10 protein-coding genes are annotated in these 13,417 nt (G+C 37.6%); 6 read left to right on the top strand and 4 right to left on the bottom strand.

The window, feature by feature from the left end; translation table 11 throughout:
* The first annotated feature begins 28 nt into the window (after nt 1–28).
* A complete protein-coding gene (queA, locus tag I597_RS13975; RefSeq protein WP_035325301.1) occupies nt 29–1,078 on the top strand; it encodes a tRNA preQ1(34) S-adenosylmethionine ribosyltransferase-isomerase QueA in 1,050 nt (349 codons plus the stop codon).
* 197 nt (nt 1,079–1,275) lie between these two features.
* On the opposite strand, the gene I597_RS13970 is transcribed toward queA, so the two are convergent.
* A complete protein-coding gene (locus I597_RS13970) occupies nt 1,276–2,748 on the bottom strand; it encodes a helix-turn-helix domain-containing protein (RefSeq protein WP_035325300.1) in 1,473 nt (490 codons plus the stop codon).
* A 125-nt stretch (nt 2,749–2,873) separates the two neighbouring features.
* On the opposite strand from I597_RS13970, the gene aceB reads away from it, so the two are divergent.
* From aceB to rlmN, 4 genes are all read left to right on the top strand, one after another.
* The gene (gene aceB / locus I597_RS13965) at nt 2,874–4,469 is read left to right on the top strand and encodes a malate synthase A (protein WP_035325299.1); all 1,596 of its coding nucleotides are present in this window, start codon (nt 2,874–2,876) and stop codon (nt 4,467–4,469) included.
* Nucleotides 4,470–4,533: 64 nt separating this feature from the next.
* The gene (locus I597_RS13960; protein WP_035325298.1) at nt 4,534–6,144 is read left to right on the top strand and encodes an isocitrate lyase; all 1,611 of its coding nucleotides are present in this window, start codon (nt 4,534–4,536) and stop codon (nt 6,142–6,144) included.
* Between the two features lie 264 nt (nt 6,145–6,408).
* Nucleotides 6,409–7,572: a pyridoxal-phosphate-dependent aminotransferase family protein gene (locus I597_RS13955; RefSeq protein WP_035325297.1), complete on the top strand. Its 1,164-nt coding sequence runs from the start codon at nt 6,409–6,411 to the stop codon at nt 7,570–7,572.
* A gap of 138 nt (nt 7,573–7,710) precedes the next feature.
* Nucleotides 7,711–8,751 carry a dual-specificity RNA methyltransferase RlmN gene (gene rlmN / locus I597_RS13950; protein ID WP_035325296.1) on the top strand — a complete coding sequence of 347 codons (1,041 nt, stop codon included), beginning with the start codon at nt 7,711–7,713 and terminating at the stop codon, nt 8,749–8,751.
* Nucleotides 8,752–8,823: 72 nt separating this feature from the next.
* Here the strand turns inward: rlmN and I597_RS13945 are convergent, their stop codons facing one another.
* Entirely contained in the window at nt 8,824–9,675 is an 852-nt protein-coding gene (locus I597_RS13945) for a T9SS-dependent choice-of-anchor J family protein (protein WP_052111762.1), read from the bottom strand.
* Nucleotides 9,676–9,805: 130 nt separating this feature from the next.
* On the opposite strand from I597_RS13945, the gene I597_RS13940 reads away from it, so the two are divergent.
* Nucleotides 9,806–10,783, top strand: a complete 978-nt coding sequence (locus I597_RS13940; protein ID WP_035325295.1) for a polyprenyl synthetase family protein — start codon at nt 9,806–9,808, stop codon at nt 10,781–10,783.
* A gap of 434 nt (nt 10,784–11,217) precedes the next feature.
* On the opposite strand, the gene accD is transcribed toward I597_RS13940, so the two are convergent.
* Nucleotides 11,218–12,075, bottom strand: coding sequence for an acetyl-CoA carboxylase, carboxyltransferase subunit beta (gene accD / locus I597_RS13930; protein ID WP_035325293.1), 858 nt, complete (start codon nt 12,073–12,075; stop codon nt 11,218–11,220).
* 184 nt (nt 12,076–12,259) lie between these two features.
* Nucleotides 12,260–13,327, bottom strand: coding sequence for a class II fructose-bisphosphate aldolase (gene fbaA / locus I597_RS13925; RefSeq protein ID WP_021778358.1), 1,068 nt, complete (start codon nt 13,325–13,327; stop codon nt 12,260–12,262).
* Nucleotides 13,328–13,417 lie beyond the last annotated feature (90 nt).

Raw genomic sequence — 13,417 nt, 5'->3', positions numbered from 1 at the left:
GCCTACAAAACAAAAACCAGAACCCTTTATGAAGTTATCACACTTTGACTTTAATTTACCAGCAGAATTACTAGCAGAGCACCCTGCCGAAAACAGGGACGAGTCTAGATTAATGGTCCTTAACCGTAAGGAACAAACCATCGAGCATAAAATGTTTAAAGATCTTATAGATTATTTTGAGCCAGAAGATGTAATGGTACTTAATAATACAAAGGTTTTTCCAGCACGTTTATACGGTAATAAAGAGAAGACAGGAGCGCGCATCGAGGTATTCTTACTTAGAGAGTTAAACTCTGAGACACGACTGTGGGATGTACTTGTAGATCCAGCACGTAAAATACGTATAGGTAATAAGTTATACTTTGGTGATGATGAGAGTCTTGTTGCAGAGGTGATAGATAACACAACATCACGTGGCCGTACGTTACGTTTCTTATATGATGGGTCTTATGAAGAGTTTAGAAAAAAACTCACTTCACTAGGAGAAACACCATTACCAAAATACATAAACCGTGAGGTAGAGCCAGAAGATGAGGAGCGCTACCAGACTATCTATGCAAAAGAAGAAGGAGCCGTAGCTGCACCTACCGCAGGACTACACTTCTCAAAACACTTATTAAAGCGTTTAGAAATTAAAGGTATCGACTTTGCTGAGGTTACATTACACGTAGGTCTTGGTACATTTAGCGCGGTAGAGGTAGAAGACCTTTCAAAGCATAAAATGGATAGTGAGGAAGCATACATACGCAAGCCAGCCACAGAGATTATAAATAAAGCTATTTCAGAAAAGCGTCGTGTGTGTGCCGTAGGTACTACCGCAATGCGCGTGATGGAAAGTGCAGTATCTAGTAGCGGTACACTTAACGAGTTTGGTGGTTGGACTAATAAATTTATATTCCCACCATATGACTTTAGTATTGCAAACTGTATGATTACAAACTTCCACACACCTAAGTCTACATTGCTTATGATGGTGTCTGCCTTTGCAGGTCACGATTTTATGAAGCGCGCTTATGATGAGGCAGTAAAAGAAAAATACAAATTCTACTCTTATGGAGATGCAATGTTAATTATCTAACTCATTGCTATAATGTATAAAAGCCCAGACTGTAAAGTTTGGGCTTTTTTTGTTTGTAGCACTATCTTATGGTGTGCTTATATAGGTAGTATCCCGCTTTACATTGCAATTCCTCGTGCCGGCTACGCCAGGCAACTGCGGGATTTACATTGCAATCGGGGCTAGTGAGTATAGTAGATTTATATCTTTTAGTGTGATTAATATGTATCATTAAGCTGCTGTACAATTGCGGCTATTTTTTTATTCTTTGAAGCGCGATTTAAAACCTTTGGAGGAGCTTGTCTCACTTCACAATCTGTAATGGCACAACGCTCACAAGTAACCCCTACATTACGAGTAGGTATATTTGGGTCCTTGAGAAATTTTATTTTACGCTCAAGTTGTTTATTTATGAGTAGCCCTATACTTATGCTTCTAAACTTGTTCTCTTTAAAAGGATCTTTTGTTGCAGTAGAGAGCACTAGATACTGTACGCCCTCATTCTCATAGTTAGATATTTGTAAGTCAAACTTACTATTCTCATTACTCTTAGATAAATCTTTGAGTACCTGTAAAGACACCCATCTCCTGCAGTAATGCTCATCACTCTCATTTGCTCGTGGCGCGTGCTGGTGCGCTAGATGTAGCTCTTTTGTGAGGTGAAATTTTGTGTCATTAAGCTTGTGTGTAAACCGCAAGAAAAACAAGTTCTTTATATTAAACTCCTTAGGTAGAATATTAGTAAGTCTTTGATAAAAAGACTCTGGTGATGCGTTAAACTCATTTGTGATATGCTCAAAAGAATCTTTATAAAAAATAGGCTCCTTAAAAACATCTTTAATTTTTGCCGTAAGGTTTTTACGAGGTATGATTAATGCTCCTGCAAAGTAAGAGGCATAAAAATTATTAAGTACTTGGTCAAAAGTTTCAAATAGTATCCACGGGAAGGTGTACAATCTTTCTTTAATCTCTAGAAAGTTATAGGCTATTTCCTTTGCATAGATAAAGGTTCGCTGTGACTCGTCTATATCATTTGCGACCAGTAGTGTGAGCGATTTGGGTATAAAAACAGATCGCAAGTTATCTAAATCTTTGTGCTTATCGAGTTCATCATTTTTTATGGAGTAGTTGTATTCTTCTATGAGGATTTCCTCTAGCTCGTTTGATGAGATACTTTGCCCTATGTTTATTTGATACGATTTTACAAAGTCGAGTACCTTTTGCTCTATGTTATCAAAGTAGTTGTTATTTGCTTCTTGATATGAACGCACAGAAGCAAGAAAAAAGCTTTCCCTCCCAAAGTTGTAGTGCTGTGCAATTTCTATGATTGTACTTATAAAGGCGTTGACTTTTGCTGGCGCATTAGATACAATATCTATGAGATCACTTTCTTTTATACCAAAAAGCTCTAGAGGAATCTCTTTAAGAATCTTTGATTTTAAGATTTCACCTATAGGAGCGAGGTTTTTATCCAGCTTTAAAGACACCATTTGATCGTACGGAATGTCTAATTTTTCCGAAAGCGTAAATATTTTATCAGGTTTTGGATATTTTTTTCCGTGTTCAATTTCATTTAAATATGACTTTGATAGTCCGGTTAATTTTGATAATCCAAAAAGTGATAAATTCTTGTCAGTCCTTATCTGTCGGAGCTTAAGCCCAAAAATTAGTTTGATATCTTCTTCATCCATATAAACAAATATAAGGCTTTTTGCGAATACGTAATTTTAGTGAAATTTTATTTTTAGCGAACGTTCGCTTTTTTTATTAAAGTATTTTTTTTAACATTGTGGTGTAGAATTTAAAACAGCAATAGATGGCACCAGAAATAAACCAGTATGTAATAAGTTTTAACCGTAATGTTAAAAGCTATTACTCAGAGATATTAACAGACGAGGCTTTAGATTTTATCAAAGCCCTTCACGAACGGTTTAATTCCAGACGATTAGAATTACTACAAGCAAGAGAGCAACAGCAGCTATTGTTTGATCAAGGTGAGAAACCTTCTTTCCCAACAGAGACGAAAGGTATTAGAGAAGGGGAGTGGGTTGCAGGAGAGATTCCTTACGACTTGCAAGACAGAAGAGTGGAGATTACTGGGCCTACAGATCGTAAAATGGTTATAAATGCGCTCAACTCTGGAGCAAGAACTTTTATGGCAGATCTAGAAGATAGTACCGCACCTAGCTGGCAGAATGTGATGGAAGGTCAGATGAATCTTCGTGATGCTGTAAATAAAACCATCACATATCATCACCCTACTAAGGATAAAAAATATACACTTAATGATGAGGTTGCCACCTTACTAGTAAGACCTAGAGGATGGCATCTCAATGAGAAGCATTTACTTATAGATAATGTTGAGGTCTCAGGCTCACTGGTAGATTTTGGATTGTACTTTTTTACAAACGTTGCTCAACTTTTAAAAAATAAAACAGCCCCCTATTTCTATCTCGCAAAGCTAGAGCACTATCTAGAGGCAAGACTCTGGAATGATGTATTTGAGTTTGCTCAAGAATATCTGGAGTTACCTATGGGTACAATAAAATGTACAGTACTTATAGAAACCATTACTGCAAGCCACCAACTAGATGAGATTATTTATGAACTTAAAGATCATATAGTAGGTCTTAATTGTGGCCGCTGGGACTATATATTTTCTTACATCAAGAAGTTTAGAAATGATCCAGACTTCTTAGTGCCTAATCGTGACCAGGTAGGGATGACCGCACCATTTATGGATGCCTATTCAAAACTTGTGATACAACGCTGTCACAAAAGGAAAATCTTAGCCATAGGCGGTATGGCAGCACAAGTACCTATAAAAAATAACCCTCAGGCAAATAATGCAGCTTTAGAAAAAGTAAGAAAGGACAAAGAGCGAGAGGTAAAGAATGGACACGATGGTACCTGGGTAGCGCATCCAGCACTAGTGCAAGTTGCGATAGATGAGTTTAATGCATATATGCCAGCACCTAACCAGATGGAAGTCACAAGAGATGATGTAACCGTCACGGCAAATGATCTTATAGCTATTCCAGAAGGTACGGTTACAGAGGACGGTGTTCGTAAAAATATCAACGTAGGTATTCTGTATCTCAATGCCTGGCTCAGTGGTCAGGGAGCAGTGGCACTCTATCACCTTATGGAAGATGCTGCTACAGCCGAAATCTCAAGAACTCAAATCTGGCACTGGCTTAAAAATAAAGCCGTCTTAGAGGATGGAAATGTGCTCACTAAAGATTTGTACACAATGCTTTTTGATGAAGAGGTAGAAAAAATAATAACAGAGGTGGGTGCAGATAAGATAGAGGCAACCCAATTTGAAAACGCTTTTAATCTCTTTAATGATCTCGTCTTATCAGAAGATTTTGAAGAATTTTTAACCACACCAGCATACACATATTTATAAACACAATCTATATAGAATAGCCTTACAGGCATTTAAATAAAATAATCTCTTAATACTTAATACTATGTCAAATTATAATTCAGCCCTTGAAGTTATTCGTACACTTAAAGCAAAGCACGGAAACTCGTGGAGTTCTATAAGCCCAGAAAACTCGGCTCGTATGTCGGTGCAAAATAGATTTAAAACCGGTCTTGATATTGCCAGATACACCGCAGCTATTATGCGTAAGGATATGGAAGAATATGATGCAAACCCTATGAATTATACGCAATCACTAGGTTGCTGGCATGGGTTTGTAGCGCAACAAAAAATGATCGCTGTAAAAAAGCATCACGGCACTACAAATAAAAAATACTTATACCTTTCTGGATGGATGGTTGCCGCTTTACGTTCAGAACTAGGGCCATTGCCAGACCAATCTATGCACGAAAAAACTGCCGTACCTAAGTTAATAGAAGAGATTTACACTTTTTTACGCCAGGCAGATGCTGTAGAGCTCAACGATCTCTTTCGTCGTCTAGATGCTGGAGAAGATGTGCAAGATCAAATAGATAATTATGAGACGCACGTCGTGCCTATTATTGCAGATATTGATGCAGGTTTTGGTAATGAAGAAGCAACTTACCTTCTTGCCAAAAAAATGATAGAAGCAGGGGCTTGCGCACTTCAAATAGAAAATCAAGTGTCTGACGCTAAGCAATGCGGGCACCAAGATGGGAAAGTAACCGTACCACACGAAGATTTTATTGCAAAAATTAATGCACTACGTTATGCCTTTTTAGAACTAGGAGTAGAGCAAGGTGTCATTGTAGCAAGAACAGACTCTGAGGGGGCTGGTCTTACTCAAAAGCTACCGGTAAGTCAAGAGCCAGGAGATCTTGCATCACAATATCTTGCCTTTGTAGAGGCAGAAGAGATAGATATTGCTACTGCAAAAGAAGATGATGTATTATTAAAACGCGATGGTAAAATTGTACGTCCAGTAAGATTACCTAATGGACTCTATAAATTTAAAAACGGAACAAATATAGATCGCGTTGTACTAGACTGTATTACCAGCTTACAAAATGGAGCAGATCTTTTATGGATAGAAACTCCTACGCCTAATGTAAAGCAAATTGCTCATATGGTTAATAGAGTGAGAGCGGTAATGCCTAATGCAAAGCTGGTATATAATAATTCACCGTCATTTAACTGGACACTCAATTTTCGTAATCAAGCTTATGACGAGATGCTAGAAGAAGGTGAGAATATGACAGCTTACGACCGTAATAATCTTATGGATGTAGAGTATGATAATACAGAGTTGTCACACCGTGCAGATGAGAAAATTAAAACCTTCCAGATGGATGGAGCACGAGAGGCAGGTATCTTTCACCACCTTATCACATTACCTACATACCACACTACGGCCTTACATATGAATAATCTTACCGAGGGATATTTTGGTGATCAAGGTATGCTGGCTTATGTAAAAGATGTGCAGAGAGAAGAAATACGTAGAGGTGTTTCTTGTGTAAAACACCAGCGTATGGCAGGATCAGACCTGGGAGATGATCACAAAACTTTTTATGCAGGAGACAGAGCTCTCAAGGCTGGCGGAGCAAATAATACCAGTAACCAGTTTACTGTAAAAGAACCCGTAACAAAGAAAAAAGCTGTGCTCGTTGAGTAAGTAAACCTCAATTTGTTGGAAGAAGGCGATGCTTGCTCACATCGTCTTTTTGAAATAAAAGAAATTTCAGTCCAGATATAGTCTTTGGTAGGAAGTATTTGTTTACACTATCTGGCTGGAATTTCTTATTTATATAATGGCTGTGCGGGGTGTAATTACGCTTTCGCGAAAGCGTATATCTAAAAAGTTGTATCATTATAATGAGCATCTTTATGTGATGATTTACTCACCTCAGTAAAGAGCCTTAACACCTTATTTAAAATTATGAAAAGCAGAAAATTACTTATGATACCTGGTCCAATAGAGTTTGAGCCAGATGTATTGCAAGCAATGGCTGTACCTACCACAAGTCACGTTGCGCCAAATTTTATAGACGTTTTTGGAAACGCTCTGGATATGATGAAGGAAGTTTGGAAATCAACAAGTGGTCAGCCTTTTATAGTCGCCGGAAGCGGAACGCTAGCTATGGATATGGCGGCGTCTAACCTTATTGAGAAAGGAGATAGTGCGCTTGTCATTTCTACCGGGTATTTTGGTGAACGATTCAAAGATATTCTAGAAACATATGGAGCAGAAACTACGGTTCTTAGTGCGCCTATAGGTGAAGTAGTGCCTTTAGATATTATAGAGGAAACGCTCAAAGGAGGCTCCTATAAATTGCTCACGTTTACTCACGTAGATACATCTACAGGAGTTATGGTAGCGCCAGAGGCTATATGTAAGCTTGCGCAAAAGTATGGAGTACTCACCATACTTGACGGAGTGTGCTCTGTAGCAGGTGAAGAAATTTTACAAGAAAAGTGGGGTGTAGATGTGGTATTAACCGGATCTCAAAAAGCCATAGGCGTACCGCCTGGGCTTGCACTGCTTGTTGCTTCTCAAAAAGCGCTAGACGTCTGGAAAAATAGGAAAACACCCGTAGGTAACTATTATGCCTCTTGGAATAACTGGCTACCTATAATGATTGCTTATCAAGAAGAGAGACCCTCTTATTTTGGCACGCCACCTGTAAATCTTATTTTGGCCTTAGAGAAAAGTCTAAGTATTATTTGTGATGAGGGAATAGGTGCAAGAGTGCAAAGACACAAAAGGCTTGCACGAGCCTTTAGAGCTGCAATAACCTCTCTTAATTTATCTATTTTACCTACAGAAGATGTAATCGCTGCTCATACACTAACAGCGGTCTATTATCCAGAAAATATAGATGGAGCGTTACTGCGAGCACATATGGTGGCAGATGATGTTATCGTAGCAGGAGGATTGCTTTCTGAAATTAAGACAACTTATTTTAGAGTAGGGCATATGGGGTCTGTATCTTCTAATGATTTACTAGCCGTGCTAGGAGCGCTAGAGCGTGCGCTACAATCCCAAAACTATCCTTTTGAAATGGGAGTAAGTCTTAGAACATTTCAAGATAGTCTCATTTGATATTGACTATCATATTTAAAATAATAAAGCCCTCATTATAGAGGGTTTTATTGTTTTATGATGGGTGTAGTATGGTGAGCTGTTTGCATCTATGAGATCTAGTGCGGGAAACAACAAACAACTCCGTACCTTTGCATCGTGAAAACAGAGAAAAAAGATATACGTAAATTAACCAAAGAAGATCTAAGAGCTTTCTTTGTAGGCCAAGGTGATAAAGCTTTTAGGGGTAATCAGGTTTATGAGTGGTTATGGCAAAAGGGCGCTCACGACTTTGTAGATATGACTAATATCTCAAAGGAGACACGCATCTTGCTAGATGAGCATTTTGTGATAAACCATATACGTGTAGACCAGATGCAACGCAGTAGTGATGGTACTATAAAGAACGCTGTAAAGTTGCACGATGGTCTTACGGTTGAGTCTGTTTTAATACCTACTAAGAGTAGGACAACTGCCTGTGTATCTTCACAAGTAGGTTGTAGTCTTAATTGTAAATTTTGTGCGACAGCTAGATTAAAGAGAATGCGTAATCTCAATCCAGATGAGATCGTAGATCAAGTGGTGGTCATAGATAGACAAAGTAAGTTATATCACGATAGACCCCTGTCTAACATTGTTTTTATGGGGATGGGAGAGCCATTAATGAATTATAATAATGTGATTAAGGCTATAGATAAGATTACAGATCCAGAAGGACTAGGTATGTCACCTAAGAGAATTACAGTCTCTACCTCTGGTGTGCCTAAGATTATTAAAAAAATGGCAGATGAAGAGGTGAAGTTTAATCTTGCTGTATCGCTGCACTCTGCACTAGATGATGTACGTACAGAGATTATGCCCTTTAATGAGCAAATGCCACTCGCAGATCTCAAAGAAGCACTTATTTACTGGTATGAAAAAACTGGAAAGCGCATTACCTATGAGTATGTAGTTTGGGATGGCATAAATGATAGACAGATAGATATAGATGCTTTATTAGATTTTTGTAAAGCAGTGCCTAGTAAAGTAAATATCATAGAGTATAACCCTATAGATGATGGTCAGTTTCAACAAGCAAACCCTCAAGCTATAGATCGTTATGTAGATGTGCTTGAAGCAAACGGTGTCACGGTAACAGTGAGAAGATCACGAGGTAAAGATATAGATGCCGCTTGTGGGCAACTGGCAAATAAGCAGTAGTTGATATACATAAAAGAAGACATAAAAAAAGCGACTCTATTGAGTCGCTTTTTTTATATCTAAGTCGTAGGCTTAATTGTTTACAATTTTTATAGAAGTAGATGCAGTAGCACTACTTATTTGAGCAACATATACTCCAGTAGGTAAATCGTTAAGATCTACTGTATCTGTATTTCCACTAAGTGAAGATGTTCTTACATCTTGCCCTAAGAGATTGAAAATTTTTGCATTTACTAATTCTTCTTGCGAACTTATTGTAAGTATTTTAGATGCTACAGAAACATTTAAGCTTTGAGCTAGTAGCTCTTCTGTAGAAAGCGTTGCGTCTACAGTAAGACGATCAATACCTATATAGTTTGAGTTATTTCCTGCAGGTCCACCATCTGTAACCCAGTATCTAAATGCAACCTTAGTGATTACCCCACCGTCTGGAAGACCAGACATTGTAACAACTTGTTGTTCCCAATCTTCTGGGTATTCTCCCACTGCAAGAGATGGATTTATTTCTAGTAATACATCTGTATAAGAACCATTACTTGAAGAAGTTGGTTCAGTTCCGCTTCCATCAGGATCTAAGCGCACTTCTAATCTGTCTGGGAAAGCACTAGCTGCTCCAGTTCTAGTGTAAAAAGTTAATTCATCACCATTACTTAAGTTAAGCTCTGGAGTTATTAAATATACATCGATAACTGATCCAGCCGTAGCGTTAAAATTCATACCTAAATAAGATGTGCTAGCGCCATCAAATGCTTCAAAAACAGCATCATTACCTTGAAAAATATCTCCAGAAGGGTCGTCACTTACATTTAAAACAGTATAATCGGTTAAGGTCGTAATATCATCAAAACCCTCATCAATCAAGGTGTTTTGAGCATTCATAGTAAAGACTGCTAGAAGAGCAGCAATAAGAGTAATTTGTTTCATATTTTTTTAATTAGGATTATTAATACGAGGCTTAAGTTACAGAAATTATAGGCTCTTAATGAAAATTTAACATTATCTATACAATAAGTTTATAAATACAATCCTATTTGTAAGTAGTATCTTTACTACAATGAAAGTAGTAGCTCAAATTAAAGAACCCATAGCCTATGAAATGGAACTTTTTGAAGAAAAGTTTGCCCTTTCTATGCGCTCCAAAGTGGCGCTTCTTAATCGTATCACTCACTATATAGTAAATCGAAAGGGTAAGCAAATGCGACCTATGTTTGTATTCCTTACTGCAAAGATGATGAATAGCGGTGAGGTAAATGACCGCACATATCGAGGAGCCTCTGTTATAGAATTAATACATACGGCAAGCCTCGTACACGATGATGTAGTAGATGATAGTAATATGCGTCGCGGCTTCTTTTCACTTAATGCTTTATGGAAAAATAAGATTGCTGTATTAGTTGGTGATTTCTTGTTTTCAAAAGGATTACTCCTTTCTATAGATAATGGTGACACAGATTTATTACAAATTATCTCTGTCGCTGTACGCGAAATTTCTGAAGGAGAACTACTCCAAATCGAGAAAGCTAGAAAACTCGATATCACAGAGGAGTTGTACTACGAGATTATTAGACAAAAAACCGCGACACTCATTGCAGCTTGTTGTGCAATGGGAGCACAAGCCGTTCACGCAAAAGGTAAAGAAGTAAAGCGTATGCATAAGTTTGGTGAACTTATAGGGATGGCTTTTCAAATTAAAGATGATCTTTTTGATTACGGTTCTGAAAAAATAGGAAAACCTACAGGTATTGATATCAAGGAACAAAAAATGACCTTACCGCTTATATATGTCCTCAATACAGTTTCAAAAAAAGAGAAGGACTGGCTTATTAATAGTATTAAAAATAAGAATACAGATAAGAAGCGTGTAAAAGAAGTGATTGCCTTTGTAAAAGATAATGGTGGACTTGATTATGCGATATCAAAAATGAAAGCGCTACAGCAAGAGGCGCTTGAGATACTTATGACCTATCCACAATCTGTATATCGAGACTCGCTAGAGCTAATGGTAAATTATGTGATAGATAGAAAGAAGTAAGTCTAATTTGTTTCGTTAAGCATTTCTTGAAAATGATTCTTTAAAATAGTGGATACCTTAGTATTTAGTGTATCTAATATACCTACCCTTCCATAGAAACTAATATCTGGATTCTCTTTATGTACTAGAACAACTAAAGGATAACCTCTTTGAGCTTCAAACATATCAATATTTTCAAATCCGATTAGTGGTGGACTCTGGTTTAAATAGTATTGATATCTTATATTTTTTAACTGAAGAATTATTAAAAGGATCACCATCAGGAACTGCAGATGTAATTATTCCTTGAACTTCGATAAGGTCATCTTCATCATAATCATCATATTGATATTGTTTCTTGCAAGAGAATAAACAGACTATTAAGATGATAGTTACATAAAATTTCATTAGCAATTTTAAAAAGGAGGTGATTATTACATCTCCTTTTTAAAATTTTAAGCCCTTACTGGTCTATTTAGTATAAGATCTAAGTAAAGATTAATTTTATTTTTAAGCTCCTGTCTAGGTGTTATAAAATCTAAGAAACCGTGCTCTTGTACAAACTCTGCGGTCTGGAAACCTTCTGGTAATTCTTTACCTGTAGTATCGCGTACCACACGAGGTCCAGCAAAACCTATAAGTGCTCCTGGCTCTGAGATGTTAATGTCTCCTAGCATTGCAAATGAGGCAGTTGTTCCTCCAGTGGTAGGGTCTGTACATAATGAAATGTAAGGTATACCAGCATCTGCTAGTTGAGCAAGTTTAGAACTTGTTTTTGCTAGTTGCATAAGTGATAGTGCAGCTTCCATCATACGAGCACCACCAGATTTTGAGATGATCATAAAAGGAATGTTATTTTTGAGAGAGTAGTCTGCAGCACGTGCAATCTTTTCTCCTACAACGCTACCCATAGATCCACCTATGAAGCTAAAATCCATACAAGCTATCACTAGGTCTGAGCCTTTAGATTTACCTACAGCAGTGCGCACGGCATCTTTAAGTCCAGTCTTTTCTTGAGCGGCAACTAGCCTATCTGCATACGCCTTTTTATCTTCAAATTTGAGAGGATCTTTTGAGGTGAGTTTTGCGTCTAGCTCTTTATATTTATTATCATCAAAGAGAATTTCAAAATATTCATTACTCCCTATGCGTACGTGGTACCCATCTTCTGGTGAGATATAGAAGTTTTTTTCTAGCTCTTCTGTGTCTACTATTTTACCAGTAGGTGATTTATACCAGAGTCCTTTAGGAGTATCCTTTTTATCCTCTGTTGCAGTGTGTATTCCTTTTTCTTTACGTTTGAACCAAGCCATATAAGGTGTTTGAATTTGGTTAAGGGTATTATTAGTTCTTCTTAGCAAAGGTGACATTGTATGGTATCAACCTTTCGCGTAAGCGTTCAAAATTTCAAAATAATAGGCTGTAAAAATACGTAAAAGGGATGATATCAAACAATTTTGACATCATCCCTTTTATGTAGTAATAATATGTTGATTATTAGAGCGTATCTACATTATTAAGGTCTTCAAAAGCCTTTTTAAGACGTGCTCCCATCGTTCCTTCTGCCTTGCGTAACCATACGCGTGGGTCATAAAATTTCTTGTTAGGAGAGTCATCACCAGTAGGGTTTCCTATTTGAGTTTTAAGATATTCGGCGTTTTCTCCAAAATAATCACGTATACCCTCTGCAGTAGCATACTGAAGATCTGTATCTATATTCATCTTTATAGTACCATATCCTATAGCCTCACGTATCTCTTCTACGGTAGAACCGCTTCCTCCGTGAAAAACAAAATCTATATGGTTGTGCTCCTTTCCATACTTTTCTGAAATGTACTCTTGTGAGTTTTTAAGAATTTTTGGTGTAAGCTTTACATTACCTGGCTTGTAAACTCCGTGTACGTTTCCAAAAGCCGCAGCGATTGTAAATTGATCACTTACCTTGCTCAATTCTTCATAAGCATAAGCAACTTCTTCTGGCTGGGTATATAATTTTGAGTCATCTACATCGCTATTATCTACACCATCTTCTTCACCACCTGTGATTCCTAGCTCTATCTCAAGGGTCATATCCATTTTTGCCATACGCTCAAGATACTTTTTACAAATCTCTATGTTCTCTTCTATAGGCTCCTCACTTAGGTCTATCATATGTGAGCTGAAGAGTGAGTGACCGTGCTCCTTATAGTACGCCTCACTAGCATCTAGTAAACCATCTATCCAAGGGAGTAACTTTTTTGCACAGTGGTCTGTGTGTAAAATAACTGTAGCTCCATATGCCTTTGCAAGCTCGTGTACGTGCTTTGCTCCAGCTACTGCTCCTAGTACGGCTGCTTGTTGGTTTTCATTACTAAGTCCCTTACCTGCGTTGAACTGGGCGCCACCATTAGAAAACTGTATGATGACAGGGGCGTTAAGTGAAGCTGCTGTTTCTAGCACAGTATTTATACTGTTAGACCCTATAACATTTACAGCAGGAAGGGCAAAGCCTTTCTCTTTTGCATAGTTGAAAATTGCTTGTACTTCGTGCCCTGTGGCAACACCTGGTTTTATAGAATGCGACATTGTATGAGTTTAAAATTTATGTAGTAAAAGTAATGAATATTACTCGTTTATTATTCTTGTGAGGTGGGTTACTACGATAACGTTTTAGGA

It is taken from the genome of Dokdonia donghaensis DSW-1, from assembly GCF_001653755.1.
Lineage (GTDB): Bacteria > Bacteroidota > Bacteroidia > Flavobacteriales > Flavobacteriaceae > Dokdonia > Dokdonia donghaensis.
The sequence above is the reverse complement of the archived record's forward strand: the minus strand, read 5'-3'. Positions and strand labels throughout refer to the sequence as shown.